The following is a 13,221-nucleotide window of genomic DNA, read 5'->3' on the forward strand; positions in this document are numbered from 1 at the left end:
CGGGACCGGGCGCGACGCGTACACCGGCGGTGTGCGGCGCGGTCATACGGCGGTGCCGTGGACGACCGACCCGGAGGGGCGGCCGCGCAGACCGGCCGCGCCCTCGCGGACGAAACCCAGGGCCCGCGGGAAGTCGTGCAGCTGCTCGGCGAGGATGTCCAGCCCCGTCACCAGGGACCCCACCGGAACACTGCGGGCGTCCAGCACGTCGGCGGTCCATTCCAGGAATCCGGTGAACACCCCCGCGTCGTCCAGGTACAGGGCGGTGGCCAGGAAGTCGAGGATGTGCACCACGTCCTCCGCGGTCCGCTCCCGCCTCGCGGCGTCGTAGCCGCGCATGGCCGCGAACTGGCTCTCCAGCTCCGTCAGCACCTGTTTGACCAGGCGGCTGCGGGACTGGACCACCATCGTGTACTCCTGGTCCGCCAGATGCGGCAGGTCGTCGACCACCTGCCGGACCGCGGTGGGGCGCCGCAGCCCCGCCTCCAGCGCGGCGGCCGCCCCGCGGGCGTCCGCCGCCCACCCGTCGGCGCCCAGGGCGCGCGCGAACCGGCCGTCCTCGCCGAACGCCCTGCCCCCGGCGAGCACGGGCACCCCGACGGCCTGACAGGCGGTGATGGCCGCGTGCGCGGCCGGAAGGTGGGTGGGGATCGAACCGGAGAGCAGGACGGCGTCGGAGTTGGTGTGGTGCTGGTGGGCGACGAGGTGGGGTGTGGGGGTCTGGGCGCCCAGGTAGTCCACCTGCCAGCCCCGCAGCCGCAGGACCTCCGCGACGAGCCGGGCGGGGAAGGCGTGCCATTCGCCGTCGACGCAGGTGACCGTGACCCGCCCCCGGGGCGGGGGAGCGGGCCTGGCCGCCGCCGGACGGTGCACGAGGGCGGCGATCACCCGCTCGTTGATGGCCGTGGCGGCGTGTTCCTGGGCGACGGTGATGCGGTCGGCGGCCCATTCGGTGCCGATCCGCTCCTGCACCGCCGCGACGACGTCGAGCAGCAGGACCTCCTCCCCGCATCCGGCGTCGAGACCGGCCCGTACCGTGTCGACGGCGTCGTACTCACTGCCCTCGAGCACCGCCCGCCAGAGCCGGTCGCGCAGCACGGCGGCCGACGGAGGAGTCCCGCTCACGCGTCTCTCCCGGCGCGCGGCGCGCTGATGGCGAGCGTGGCCATGTCGTCGTGGCTGCCGCCGCCCAGCCACTGGGCGGCCAGCATCTGCACCCGCTCCACGATCGCCTCTCCCGGCATTCCCGCGCACTCCGCCAGTGCCTGCCGCAGCCGGTCCTCCCCGAACAGTTCGTCGCCCAGCGGTCCGCCGCGGGCCTCGGTGATGCCGTCGGTGTAGAGCAGACAGGTCTCCCCGGGCGCCAGCGTCTCCTCGGCCGTCCGCACCGTGACCGAGGGAAGCGCGCCGACGAGGGTGCCGTGCGTGGCCGCCTCCTCCACACGGCCGTCGGCGCGCACGATGAGCGGCGGCATGTGCCCGGCGCTGGTCAGCCGGAGACGCACCCGGCCGTCCTCGCGCCGGACGGAGGCCAGCACCATGGTGGCGAAGCGGGTGTGGTGCGAGCCGAGCAGGGCGCCGTTGAGCAGGGTGAGGACCTGCTGGTGGTCGGCGGCCAGGGGCAGCAGCGCCTGAAGTGTGTTGCGGATCTTCCCGGTCAGGACCGCCGCGTCCAGGCCTTTGCCGGCCACGTCGCCCAGCACGACGAACGTCTCGCGCGAGGCGTCGGCCCCGGGGTGGACGTCGTAGAAGTCACCGCCGATCCGTTCGTGGTCGCTGGCCGTGCGGTAGTGGCCCGCGTAGTCCACGCCGTGCAGGCTCTCCAGGGCCGGCGGCAGAAGTTCCCGCATGAGTGTGGTGGTGACCGCGCTCTGCTCGCTGTAGAGACGCGCGGCCGAGAGCGCGGCGCCCGCGCGTGCCGCGAAGAGCCGGGCGAACGCCTCCTCGTCGGGGGTGAAGGCCCGCTCCGTGCTGGAGCGGAGCAGGATCAGCGCACCGGCGGACACACCGTGCCCCGGAAGCGGGGTGACGATGACCGAGCCGACCGGCCCGCCGAAGCCGTCCGGGACGACCCAGCCGGGAAGGGCACCGGGGTCGATCCAGCGCGCGGGCACCGGCGGGAACCCCTGGAGGGCCTCGGCCAGCCCCGGCACGCCCCGGGGGTCGAACTGCAGCGAGCTGTGTTCCGCCGGCCGCCCGCGCAGGGCGTGGGTGACGGGATGGCGGCGGCCGACGGGCGGCAGGACGAGCAGCGCGGCGTCGGCGAGGTGCTCCGCCGCCAGTTGCGCCGCGACCTCCGCGCAGCGCGGCACGTTCAGCGACGCCAGCAGGGTGGTGGAGACCATGGCCCGGATCTCCGCCTGCTTCCTGGCGGCGCGCAGGGCCGCCTCGGCCCGGTGGTGGCCGGTGCCGTCCACCAGCCACCACGCCACACCGCCGTCCGCGACGGGGCCGGGACGTGCTTCGAAGAACCGGTCACCGATCTCCCCGGCGGCCATGGGACCCGCCGGCACGATGGCCGTTCCCCCGGTGAGGCTCCGGTGCGCCTCCGCCAGCCAGGGCGGCACCGCGCTCCGCGCGGTGCCCGTGTCCGTCAGTAACAGCCGGGCGGCCGGGTTCTGGTCCACGACCGCTCCCTGCGCGTCGAGGACCACCACCGGCCAGGGGGCTTCCTTCCACGTCGGACCGACGCGGACGTCCGTCTCGCGTGGGTGGGCGGGAGAACCGGGGGAAGGAATCACAAGCGTAGGCACGCGACGTGCGCACCCCACCACCTCTCTGCCGGGGAAACCGGATTCGGTTGCCACCGTCCCCCATCCCTGTCCGTGAAATCAACCTGCCCGGGCGCCCACGCGCCCGCCGGACGGCTGCGTACCCCGGGGAGGAGGCCCTACTCCTTCTTTCGCCCGCGACCGAACGGGCACCCGCCGGACCGCGCGGAGGGCACCGGAAGGGGTCAGCGCCGGCCGCCCCGGAGCCTGCCCAGCAGCCGCTGCGCCTGCGCCCGGCGCCGGGGATCGGCCGCCGCCCGCCGCACCTGCTCGGCCGTGCGCCGCCCCTGAGGGCTCCTGGCGAACTGTTTGATGCGCTCCATCATGCTGGGCATGGGTGCTCCCCTTCCACGGGTCCGCTGTGTCCTTGCTCTCCTGCGCCTACCCCCCGCGGGCGCCCTCAGCCCCGCCGGCGGCCCCGGACGGGCTCACGTCTCCTTCAGCGGCTCGTACACCTCCGCCCCCAGGCCGAACGTCCACGCCACACCCTCCCGGGCCGTCCGGGTCGCCGGCGGCACCCGGAGCCAGTACGTGCGGTGGGTGCCGTCCGGTTCGGGTGTGGAGTTGAGGACCTCGACCATGACGACCGGCTCGTCGTCGTCCAGTTCGATCCGCCAGAGCGTGCCCGTGTCGTCCCGGTGCAGCGGCTTCGCCCCGGAGTCGGCCAGATAGCGGTCGTAGCCGTAGTACTCGAGCATCACCCGCCGCAGTTCGGCGTTCTCCTCCTCGCGGATCCGCTCCGCGGTGAGGGTGCGCAGCTCCTCCAGGAAGGCGCGGGTCACCGGCATGCCGCGCCAGGCGCACAGCGCGAATCTGTCGGGGAACTCCAGCGCGGGCCCGTCCCCGTGGTCGAGCCGCCCCGCCTCGTCCCGGTGCAGCGCGACGGGCCGCTCGCACACCACCGCCACCTTCTCGAACGGCCACCACCAGCCGGCGCTGCGGCACACCCGCGCCGGCCCTTCGAGCGAGGCCCCCTCGGTGTGCAGGGCGGCCAGCCACGGCGCGTCGTGCTGCCCGAGCAGCGCGTCCAGCAGGACCAGCCGTATCTCCGTGCGCGCGGCCGGATCGCCGGGGGCGAGCTCGTCGAGCACTCCGGCGCGGATCCGGTCGACCAGCGCCTGCGTGGTGTCCCACAGGGCGCCGCCGGTCTCCGACCAGCGCCGGGACCAGCCCGCCGCACCCAACTCCTCGTACATCCGCCCGCGTTCGGCCGCCCACGGCGCGTTGCGCACCGCCTCGCGCACGCTCGCCCCGAAGTCCGTCCCCTGCCGGACCAGCGTCACGCCCTCGCGCGGCGACCCGGCCCAGATCACACGCTCCGGTTCGGGCAGCCCCGCGTCGCGGTAGGCAAGCCGGACGCCCTCATCCGCCGCCGCGCGGTCGGCCGGGCCGGTGTCCGCGGCCCACGCGCGCCAGCGCGCCGTCTCCTGCGAGAGGCTTCCGGTCACGGCGGCCGCCCCGCTCTCCTGCGTGATCGTCATCGTCGACGTCCCCTGTTCCATGGTCGGGTGTGAAGTTCCGTACGCTCGCCCGGGCCGGTCAGTCGGCCACCAGCCGCACCGAGCCGGGGACGTACTCCCGCTGCCGGATCACCCGGAACCAGCCCTTCGGCAGCGCGATCGCCGCATGCTCCTCGTGGACCACCCGGCCGCCCTCGGGCAGATGCAGCAGGAACGGCCCGTACGGGCCCGGCTCACGCACGAGTTCGCCCCGCCCGACCACGGCGTGCGCGTGTCCGGTGACCTCGCCCAGCGCCAGCACCAGCCGGCCCCTGACGTCCCGCGGCTCCCTGGGCGCGTCCGGAACATGGGACGGCACCGCCTCGTCCGCGACGGGCACGATCAGCACGTCTCCCTGCCGGTACATGACTCTCCCCTCCACTCCGGCGCACCCTGCTCCGGAGCCCATGCCGCAGACAGTACGAGCCGCCACTGACAACGGACCGTCACCAGCCCCGCCGCCGGGCGTTGTCAGTCGCTGTTGGTAGAACTGCTGCACGCACCGCCGGACGGCCCGCACCCCGTGCGCCGACCCGGCCCCGCCTTCCCTCACCCACCGCACGACAGGAGAGCCCGGATGACCATCGGAGGCCACCTCGAGGAGCTGTACGGGCTCCCCGTGTTCCCCTTCACCGAGGGCACGGGCCCGGCGACGCCGCCCGAGCCCGGCTCCGTGGCCTGGCGGTTGGCCGGCGGGACGTACGACGACGACACGGGATGGGCGGAGGGGTTCGCCCGCTTCTGCGCCGAGGTCGACACCACACGGGTGCGCGCCCTGGTCGTCGGCATGTGGGACGACGCCTACGACTCCGGCCCGACCGACGTCATCGAGGCGCTGCTGGCCGCGCGTGACCGGCTGCCCGCGCTGCGGTCGCTGTTCCTCGGCGACATCGTGTTCGAGGAGTGCGAGATCTCCTGGATCCACCAGACCGACGTCACCGGGCTGCTCGCCGGTTTCCCCGCGCTGGAGGAGTTCGGTGTGCGCGGCGGCCAGGGCCTGGTGTTCCCCGCCCTGCGCCACGACAGACTGCGGAAGCTGGTCGTGGAGACCGGAGGACTCCCCGTGGAGGTGGTGCGCGGGATCGCGGCCAGTGAACTGCCCGCGCTGGAACACCTCGACCTGTGGCTGGGCACCTCGTGGTACGGCGCCGACAGCGAGGTCACCGACCTGGAACCGATCCTCTCCGGCGCCCGGCTGCCCCGGCTGCGGCACCTGGCCCTGCGCAACAGCGAGATCCAGGACGAGGTCGCCGCCGCCGTCGCGTCCGCGCCGGTCGTCGCCCGCCTCGAGGTGCTCGACCTGTCCATGGGCACCCTCGGCGACGAAGGCGCCACCGCCCTCCTCGGCGGCCAGCCGCTCACCCACCTCAAGCGGCTGGACCTGCACCACAACTACCTGAGCGAGCCCCTCCGGCAGCGCATACGGGACACGCTGGAACCGGCGGGCGTCGAGGTGGACCTCGACGAGGACGACGCCGACCGCGACGAGGACGAGGACGGCACCGTCCACCGCTTCGTCTCCGTGGGGGAGTGAGCGCGTCCTCATGGGCTACTACCCCTCCCATCTGAAGCACTTCCACGGCCTGCCCGTACACGACTTCACCGGCCCCGAGGGTGATCCGGGCCCCGGTCTGCCCCCTCCCGCCTCCGTCGCCTGGCGGCTCGCCGCCGAATGGGAGGTCCCGTTCGAGGACCGGTGGCGCTCCTTCCTGGACCGGGTCCGCACCGACGAGGCCGTGGCCCTCGTCATCGGCGCCTGGTGGCAGGAGTGGGACGAGGACGGCATCGGCCCCGTCCTCGACCTGATCACCGCCGACGCACACCGGCTGCCCCGGCTGCGGGCCGTCTTCCTCGCGGACGTCGAATCCGAGGAGACGGAGATCTCCTGGATCAAACAGGGCGGCATCGGGCGCGTCCTGCACGCCTGGCCGGGCCTGTACGAACTCGGTCTGCGCGGCGGCGAGGGCCTGGTGATCGAGCCGCTGCGCCACGCCGGGCTGCGCAGACTGCGCGTCGAGTCCGGCGGCCTGCCGCCCGAGCCGGTGCGCGGCCTCGCCGCCTGCGACCTCCCCGCCCTGCACCATCTGGAACTGTGGCTGGGCACCGCCTGGTACGGCGGCGACTGCACCGCCGACGACGTCCGGGCACTCCTGGACACACTCGGCCGCGGCAGCGGACTGCGCCATCTCGGTCTGTGCAACAGCGACATCCAGGACCACATCGCCACCGCCGTGGCCGCCGCGCCCGTCGTCGCCGGTCTGGACTCCCTCGACCTGGGCATGGGCACCCTCGGCGACGACGGGGGAGCCGCCCTGCTCGCCGGGCAGCCGCTGACCCATCTGCGCGCCCTCGACCTCGGACACCACTTCATGGGCGAGGAGATGACCCGCCGGGTCCGCGACACACTGGGACCGTACATCCCGGACCTCGGCCTCACCCCCGCCCACCGTCGCACCCACCGCCCGGAGGACCGCTATGTCGCGGTCGGGGAATGAACCGGGACCGGCGGGCGCGCCCGTGCGCCTCGCCGTCGTGGGCAACCCCGAGAACCGCAGGACGACCCTGTTCACCGACGCCGTCCGCGCGGCCGGACTGCCCGCACCGCGTGTCGTGCCCTGGGAGCGGGTCCTGCGCGACGGCGGGGCCGGCTTCGCCGCCGACGAGACCGTCCGGCTCGACTCACCCGGAGAGCATCCCGGGGTCGACCGGCTGCTGAGGGACGTACCGGACCCCACCCGCGTGGAGGGCTCGGCACGCTGGTACGCGCGGTTCACCGAAGCGGTCCGCGGCCTGCGCGGCGGCGTCCGGCTCGACGACCCCGGCGAACTGGCCGTCCTGTTCGACAAACGGCGCTGCCACGCCGTCCTCGACGCGGCGGACATCCCCGTGCCCCGGTCACCCACCTCGGGCCCGGACGCCGTACCCGTCACCGGCTGGGACGACGTACGGACCGTCATGCGCGAACATCGCATGCCCAGACTCTTCGTCAAGCTCGCCCATGGCTCCTCGGCCTCCGGCGTGCTCGCCGTCGAGGCGTCCGGCAGCGGCCGGATCAGGGCCACCACCTCCGTCGAACTGACCCCGGACAAAAGCCTGTTCAACTCCCTGAAGGTGCGCCGCTACGAGCGGGAGCGGGACATCGCCGCGATCGTGGACGCCCTCGCTCCGGACGGGCTGCACCTGGAACACTGGCTGCCCAAGGCGTCCCAGCGGGGCCGCGCCGCCGATCTGCGGGTCGTGGTGGTGGCCGGCCGCGCCACCCACGCCGTCGTGCGCACCAGCACCGCGCCGATGACCAACCTCCACCTCGGCGGCGCCCGAGGCGACCTCGACGCCGTACGCGACGCCGTCGGGGCGGCCGGCGGGAGCTGGGCGGACGTCCTCGCCGTGTGCGAGCGCGCGGCGGCCTGCTTCCCGCGCACCCTCTGCGTCGGCGTCGACCTGCTCCCGGCCGTCGGCTGGCGCCGGTTCGCGGTCGGCGAGGTCAACGCCTTCGGCGACCTGCTGCCCCGCCTCACCGGACTCCCCGGCAGCGGGGCGGAGGGCCTCGACACCTACGCGGCCCAGGTCGCGGCCGTCCTGCGCCGCGCCCCGGACCGGCCACACCCGTACCACCAGCACAGAACGGGAACCACCCATGTCAGCGCCTGAACCGGCACCCGCGCCCGCCGCACCGGACCATCCGGACATGAACGAGATCGTCGGCAGCCACGACATCCTCCTCGTCACCCTCGACACCCTCCGGTACGACGTCGCCGCCGAACTCGCCGCCGAGGGACGCATTCCGAACCTGGCCCGCCGTCTGCCCGGCGGCCGCTGGGAGCGGCGGCACGCCCCCGGCAGCTTCACCTACGCCTCCCACCAGGCGATCTTCGCCGGATTCCTGCCCACGCCGGCCGCCCCCGGCCCGCACGCGCGCCTGTTCGCGGCCCGCTTCGCCGGCAGCGAGACCACGGCCGGGCGCACCTTCGTGTACGACACCCCGGACCTGGTGTCCGGCCTCGCGAAGGAGGGCTACCGCACGGTGTGCGTCGGCGGCGTCGGCTTCTTCAACCGCCAGGGCCCGCTGGGCTCGGTGCTGCCCGGACTGTTCCAGGAGTCCCACTGGACACCGGAGTTCGGCGTCACCTCCGCCACGTCGTTCGAGTCCCAGGTGACCCGCGCGGAACAGGTGGTCCGCGAACTGCCCCACGAACAGCGCCTGTTCCTCTTCGTCAACGTCGCCGCCCTGCACCAGCCCAACTGGTTCCACACGCCCGGCGCCACCCGCGAGGACGGCGACACCCGCGCCACCCACGCCGCCGCCCTCGAGTACGTGGACCGGCACATCGGCCGGCTGTTCGCCGCCGCGAGCAGCAGACGCCGCTGCCTCGCCATCGTCTGCTCCGACCACGGCACCGCCTACGGCGACGACGGCTACACCGGCCACCGCATCGGCCACGAGTCCGTGTGGACCGTGCCCTACGCCCACTTCTTCCTGGACCCCACCCCCGCCGAGGCCGCCCGATGACCAGCATGACGCGGACGACCCCGTACCAGAGCTACGTCTACGCCTACCCGCACAAGACCGCCTACCGGAAACTCGCCGACCGTCCCCGCCTCGACGCCCTGTGGGCCGGCGAACCCAAGGACGCCCTCTCCCTCTATCTGCACATCCCGTTCTGCGAGGTCCGCTGCGGCTTCTGCAACCTGTTCACCCGCATCGGCGCCCCCGACGGCCTCACCGGCGCCTACCTGGACGCCCTCGAACGGCAGGCGACCGCCGTACGGGAGGCGCTGGGGGAGCGTGAACCCGTACGGTTCGCCACCGCGGCCTTCGGCGGCGGCACCCCCACCTTCCTCACCGCCGTCGAACTCGAGCGGCTGTGCGACATCGCCGAGCACCGCATGGGCGCCGGCCTGCGTGCCGTCCCGCTGTCCGTGGAGGCCTCGCCCGCCACGGCCACCGCCGACCGGCTGGAAGTCCTGGCCGCCCGTGGCACCACCCGGCTCAGCCTGGGCGTACAGAGCTTCGACGACACCGAGGCCCGCGCCGCCGTACGCCCCCAGCGCCGCGCCGACGTCGAAGCCGCCCTCGGCCGCGTCCGCGACGCCCGCATCCCCGTCCTCAACATCGACCTCATCTACGGCATCGACGGCCAGACCGAACACACGTGGCTGCACTCCCTCGATGCCGCCCTCGCCTGGCATCCCGAGGAGCTCTACCTCTACCCCCTCTACATACGCCCCCTCACCGGACTGGGACGCCGCGCCGGCGACCCCGACCCGGCCTGGGACGCACAGCGGCTGCGCCTGTACCGCCTGGGCCGCGACCACCTCCTCGCCCGCGGCTACACCCAGCAGTCCATGCGCATGTTCCGCCGCGCCGACGCCCCGCCGCAGGGCGCGGACGACTACGCCTGCCAGACCGACGGCATGATCGGGCTCGGCTGCGGCGCCCGCTCCTACACGGCCGGGCTGCACTACTCCTTCGACTACGCCGTCGGCATGCACGAGATCCGCGGCATCATCGACGACTACGTCTCCCGCCCGGCCGCCGACTTCGCCCACGCCGAGTACGGCCGCCGCGTCGACGCCGGCGAGGCGCGCCGCCGGCATCTGCTGCAGTCCCTGCTCCAGGCGGACGGCCTCGACGTCGCCGACTACCGCACCCGGTTCGGCGGCCGTACCCCGGCGGACGACTTCCCGGCCGAACTGACCCGCTTCGCCGACCGCGGCTGGCTGACCGAGGACACCGCCGTCGGGCTGCTGCGCCTGACCCCTGAGGGGCTGGCCCACTCCGACGCCGTCGGCCCGGAGCTGTTCTCCCCGGCCGTGCGGGCCGCCATGGCCGCCTACGAGCGGAAGTGAGACCCGCCCGATGGACCTGACCCTCCTCTATCGGGGCCCGCTGGCCTCCTGCGACTACGACTGCCCCTACTGCCCGTTCGCCAAGCGCCGCGACAGCCGCGAGCAACTCCGCACCGACCGTGCCTGCCTGGCGAGGTTCGCCGACTGGGCCGAGGCGCGGACCACCGACCGGCTCTCCCTTCTGTTCACCCCCTGGGGCGAGGGCCTGGTCCGCTCCTGGTACCGCGACACCCTGACCCGGCTGTCCCACCGGCCGCACATCCGCCGCGTTGCCATCCAGACCAACCTCAGCTGCCGCACCGACTGGCTCGCGGGCGCCGACCTCGACACCCTGGCCCTGTGGTGCACGTACCACCCGGGGCAGACCCCCTACGACCGCTTCCTCGCCAAGTGCCGTGAACTGGACCGGCTCGGCGCCCGGTTCAGCGTCGGCATCGTCGGACTGCCCGACCACCTGGACGCCGCCCGGCGGCTGCGCGCCGACCTGCCCGAGCGGGTGTACCTGTGGGTCAACGCCGCCGAGGGCCACACCTACGACGACGCCGAGGCCGGCGTCTGGACCGCGCTCGACCCCCTGTTCCCGTACAGCCGCCGCCCCCACACCAGCGCGGGCCTGCCCTGCCGCACGGGGGAGTCCGTCATCTCCGTCGACGGCGAGGGCACCGTCCGCCGCTGCCACTTCGTCCGCGCCGAACTCGGCAACCTCTACGACGGCAGCTACCGGCAGGCACTGCGCCCCCGCCCGTGCCCCCTCACCACCTGCGACTGCCACATCGGCTACGTCCACCTCGAAACACTGCCGCTGTACGACGTGTTCGCCGGCGGCGTGCTGGAACGGATACCGGCCCCGGCCGGACAGCGGTCCCGCGCGGACGGACATGTTTGACGGGAGAGCCGGCGGCAAGTCGGTCTCCATGAGTGAACAGAACAGGAATACGAACCGGAAGACCACCTCCACCCGGTCCGCCGCGACCAAGGCCCGGGAGACCACGGCCAAGGCCACCGCGCCCGCCGGGAAGGCGGCCGACGAGGCAGCCGGCAAGGCGGGTGACGCCGCGTCAGCCGCCGCCTCGGGCGCCGAACGCGCGGCACAGGCGGCGAGCGGCGCCGCGCAGAGTGCCGCCAAGGGTGTCGAGGCGGGCCGCCGCGTGGTCGTCGCCACCTCGGGACAGGTAGCCGCCGGCGCCAAGACCGCCTGGACCGTCATCGCCCACCGCAGGCTCGCCGCCGCCGGTGCCGCCGCCGGCCTCACCGCGCTCACCGCCGCCTCCTACGCGGTGGGCCGGCGCGCCGGACGCCACACCCACGGCCCCCTGACCCGGATGACCGGCGGCCGGATCTGACACCGGGGCGGCAGGACGGGGCGGGGAGCAGCCGGGCCCCACTCGCGCGGTGCGGCCCCGACGAGGAAAGATGTCTCCGCAAGCGAGGAACCGACCCAGGCGGAGGAGTGGGCACATGCAGCACGAGCGAGCGGGCGGTCCGGCCGGCCCCGAGGATCTCGTCGACGTCGCTCGGCTGGTCACGGCGTACTACGCGCTGCACCCCGACCCCGAGGACCCGGCACAGCGCGTCGCCTTCGGCACCTCGGGGCACCGCGGCTCGTCCCTGGCGGCCGCGTTCAACGAGGACCACATCGCCGCGACCAGCCAGGCCATCTGCGAGTACCGCGCCGGGCAGGGCACCGACGGCCCCCTCTTCCTCGGCGCCGACACCCATGCCCTGTCCGAGCCGGCCCGCGTCACCGCCCTGGAGGTTTTCGCCGCGGGCGGGGTCACGGTGCTCGTCGACAGCGCCGACGGCTACACGCCGACCCCGGCGGTCTCGCACGCCATCCTCACCCACAACCGGGGCCGTACCACGGGCCTCGCGGACGGCGTCGTCGTCACCCCGTCGCACAACCCGCCCGCCGACGGCGGGTTCAAGTACAACCCGCCCAGCGGCGGCCCCGCGGGCTCGGACGCCACCGGCTGGATCCAGGACCGGGCCAACGACATCATCCGCGGCGGCCTGAAGGACGTCCGCCGCATCCCGTACGCCCGCGCCCTCGCCGCACCCGGGACCGGCCGGTACGACTTCCTCGGCACCTATGTCGCCGACCTGCCGAACGTGCTGGACCTGGACGCGATCCGCGCGGCGGGCGTACGGATCGGCGCCGACCCGCTGGGCGGGGCGTCCGTGGCGTACTGGGGCCGGATCGCCGAGGAGCACCGGCTCGACCTCACGGTGGTCAACCCGCTCACCGACCCCACCTGGCGGTTCATGACGCTGGACTGGGACGGGAAGATCCGGATGGACTGCTCGTCACCGCACGCGATGGCGTCCCTCATCCGGCAGCGCGACCGTTTCGACATCGCCACCGGCAACGACGCCGACGCCGACCGGCACGGCATCGTCACCCCGGACGCCGGGCTGATGAACCCCAACCACTACCTCGCCACGGCGATCGGCTACCTCTACGCGCACCGGGAGCGGTGGCCGGCCACGGCCGGTGTCGGAAAGACCCTGGTGTCCTCCGCGATGATCGACCGGGTCGCCGCCGACCTGAAGCGCGAACTCGTCGAGGTGCCCGTCGGGTTCAAGTGGTTCGTGGACGGACTCGTCGACGGCGGCCTCGGCTTCGGCGGCGAGGAGTCGGCCGGGGCCTCCTTCCTGCGCCGCGACGGCTCGGTGTGGACCACCGACAAGGACGGCATCATCCTGGCGCTGCTCGCCTCCGAGATCACGGCCGTCACCGGCAGGACGCCCTCCGCGCACTACGCCGGCCTCGCCTCCCGGTTCGGCGAGCCCGCCTACGAGCGGATCGACGCGCCGGCGACCCGTGAGGAGAAGGCCCGCCTCGCCAGACTGTCGCCCGCCCAGGTCACCGCCGACACCCTGGCAGGGGAGGCGGTCACCTCGGTGCTCACCGAGGCGCCGGGCAACGGCGCGTCCATCGGGGGCATCAAGGTCACCACGGACAGCGCCTGGTTCGCCGCCCGGCCCTCCGGCACCGAGGACGTCTACAAGATCTACGCGGAGTCGTTCCAGGGCCCGGACCATCTGCGCCGGGTGCAGGAGGAGGCCAAGGCCGTGGTCCTCGCGGCACTGGGCGACTGAAC

The 13,221-nt window shown here is 74.0% G+C and carries 13 protein-coding genes; 8 read left to right on the forward strand and 5 right to left on the reverse strand.

Translation table 11 applies throughout. The annotated features are described in order from the left end of the window. Positions 1 to 42 precede the first annotated feature (42 nt). The 5 genes from ACGFR9_RS08230 to ACGFR9_RS08250 all read right to left on the reverse strand — a co-directional run bounded on the left by ACGFR9_RS08230 (position 43) and on the right by ACGFR9_RS08250 (position 4,637). Complete coding sequence (locus ACGFR9_RS08230; RefSeq protein WP_393204136.1) at positions 43 to 1,125, reverse strand: B12-binding domain-containing protein; 1,083 nt, start codon at positions 1,123 to 1,125, stop codon at positions 43 to 45. After that, positions 1,122 to 2,753 (reverse strand): PP2C family protein-serine/threonine phosphatase, encoded by a 1,632-nt coding sequence (locus ACGFR9_RS08235; RefSeq protein ID WP_393204138.1) that lies wholly within the window; start codon positions 2,751 to 2,753, stop codon positions 1,122 to 1,124. Before ACGFR9_RS08235 ends, ACGFR9_RS08230 begins: the two co-directional genes overlap by 4 nt. A gap of 203 nt (positions 2,754 to 2,956) precedes the next feature. Further along, positions 2,957 to 3,106 carry a hypothetical protein gene (locus tag ACGFR9_RS08240; protein ID WP_393204140.1) on the reverse strand — a complete coding sequence of 50 codons (150 nt, stop codon included), beginning with the start codon at positions 3,104 to 3,106 and terminating at the stop codon, positions 2,957 to 2,959. A 93-nt stretch (positions 3,107 to 3,199) separates the two neighbouring features. Continuing rightward, positions 3,200 to 4,252, reverse strand: coding sequence for a DUF6745 domain-containing protein (locus tag ACGFR9_RS08245; RefSeq protein ID WP_393204142.1), 1,053 nt, complete (start codon positions 4,250 to 4,252; stop codon positions 3,200 to 3,202). Positions 4,253 to 4,310: 58 nt separating this feature from the next. After that, complete coding sequence (locus tag ACGFR9_RS08250) at positions 4,311 to 4,637, reverse strand: hypothetical protein (protein ID WP_393204144.1); 327 nt, start codon at positions 4,635 to 4,637, stop codon at positions 4,311 to 4,313. A gap of 210 nt (positions 4,638 to 4,847) precedes the next feature. On the opposite strand from ACGFR9_RS08250, the gene ACGFR9_RS08255 reads away from it, so the two are divergent. The 8 genes from ACGFR9_RS08255 to pgm all read left to right on the forward strand — a co-directional run bounded on the left by ACGFR9_RS08255 (position 4,848) and on the right by pgm (position 13,219). Then, complete coding sequence (locus ACGFR9_RS08255; RefSeq protein WP_393204146.1) at positions 4,848 to 5,804, forward strand: STM4015 family protein; 957 nt, start codon at positions 4,848 to 4,850, stop codon at positions 5,802 to 5,804. A gap of 10 nt (positions 5,805 to 5,814) precedes the next feature. Continuing rightward, complete coding sequence (locus ACGFR9_RS08260) at positions 5,815 to 6,765, forward strand: STM4015 family protein (protein WP_393204148.1); 951 nt, start codon at positions 5,815 to 5,817, stop codon at positions 6,763 to 6,765. Continuing rightward, on the forward strand, positions 6,746 to 7,921 hold the full coding sequence (locus ACGFR9_RS08265) for an STM4014 family protein (RefSeq protein WP_393204150.1): 1,176 nt from the start codon (positions 6,746 to 6,748) through the stop codon (positions 7,919 to 7,921). The genes ACGFR9_RS08260 and ACGFR9_RS08265 overlap by 20 nt, the downstream gene beginning before the upstream one ends. Positions 7,922 to 7,958: 37 nt before the next feature. Next, positions 7,959 to 8,780 (forward strand): STM4013/SEN3800 family hydrolase, encoded by an 822-nt coding sequence (locus tag ACGFR9_RS08270; protein ID WP_393204152.1) that lies wholly within the window; start codon positions 7,959 to 7,961, stop codon positions 8,778 to 8,780. Beyond that, complete coding sequence (locus ACGFR9_RS08275) at positions 8,777 to 10,120, forward strand: STM4012 family radical SAM protein (protein WP_393204154.1); 1,344 nt, start codon at positions 8,777 to 8,779, stop codon at positions 10,118 to 10,120. The genes ACGFR9_RS08270 and ACGFR9_RS08275 overlap by 4 nt, the downstream gene beginning before the upstream one ends. Before the next feature lie 10 nt (positions 10,121 to 10,130). Next, positions 10,131 to 11,006 (forward strand): STM4011 family radical SAM protein, encoded by an 876-nt coding sequence (locus tag ACGFR9_RS08280; RefSeq protein WP_393204156.1) that lies wholly within the window; start codon positions 10,131 to 10,133, stop codon positions 11,004 to 11,006. A 28-nt stretch (positions 11,007 to 11,034) separates the two neighbouring features. After that, positions 11,035 to 11,463, forward strand: a complete 429-nt coding sequence (locus ACGFR9_RS08285) for a hypothetical protein (RefSeq protein WP_393204157.1) — start codon at positions 11,035 to 11,037, stop codon at positions 11,461 to 11,463. A gap of 115 nt (positions 11,464 to 11,578) precedes the next feature. Continuing rightward, positions 11,579 to 13,219 (forward strand): phosphoglucomutase (alpha-D-glucose-1,6-bisphosphate-dependent), encoded by a 1,641-nt coding sequence (gene pgm, locus ACGFR9_RS08290; RefSeq protein WP_393204159.1) that lies wholly within the window; start codon positions 11,579 to 11,581, stop codon positions 13,217 to 13,219. Positions 13,220 to 13,221 lie beyond the last annotated feature (2 nt).

Source organism: Streptomyces sp. NPDC048584 (genome assembly GCF_043199595.1).
GTDB lineage: Bacteria > Actinomycetota > Actinomycetes > Streptomycetales > Streptomycetaceae > Streptomyces > Streptomyces edwardsiae.